At 59.7% G+C, this 253-nt stretch carries 1 protein-coding gene and 1 pseudogene; one reads left to right on the forward strand and one right to left on the reverse strand.

The window, feature by feature from the left end:
• Positions 1-185, forward strand: a 185-nt coding sequence (locus F6X40_RS42035; RefSeq protein WP_222946326.1) for a hypothetical protein, incomplete at its 5' end; no start/stop codon positions are given.
• Here F6X40_RS42035 and F6X40_RS41755 read toward each other — a convergent pair.
• A pseudogene (locus tag F6X40_RS41755) lies at positions 129-253 on the reverse strand (transposase); the annotation flags it as partial. The gene F6X40_RS42035 and the pseudogene F6X40_RS41755 sit on opposite strands and share 57 nt — an antisense overlap.

Genomic DNA, 253 nt, shown 5'->3' on the forward strand with positions numbered 1-253 from the left:
CGTCAATCAAAACCGCGCGTCAATCAATAAACGCTTGCCAGCGTCAATCAACATCGGCATCATATTTCTGCCGCGACATTCTCAAGCTGATTGTCGCGCGTCTCTCATCCAGATTGTCGCGCCACAGGCGACAGCCCGCCACCCGGGACGATGCCGTGCACATGCGGATGATGCGTGAGCGCTGAGCCCCAGGTGTGCAGTACAAGCGTGGCCCCGATCTGGGCGCCGAGGTGTCTTGGATCTGCGGCGATCG

Origin of the sequence: Paraburkholderia sp. UCT31 (genome assembly GCF_014397655.1) — a bacterium.
In the GTDB taxonomy this organism is placed as follows: Bacteria; Pseudomonadota; Gammaproteobacteria; order Burkholderiales; family Burkholderiaceae; genus Paraburkholderia; species Paraburkholderia tuberum.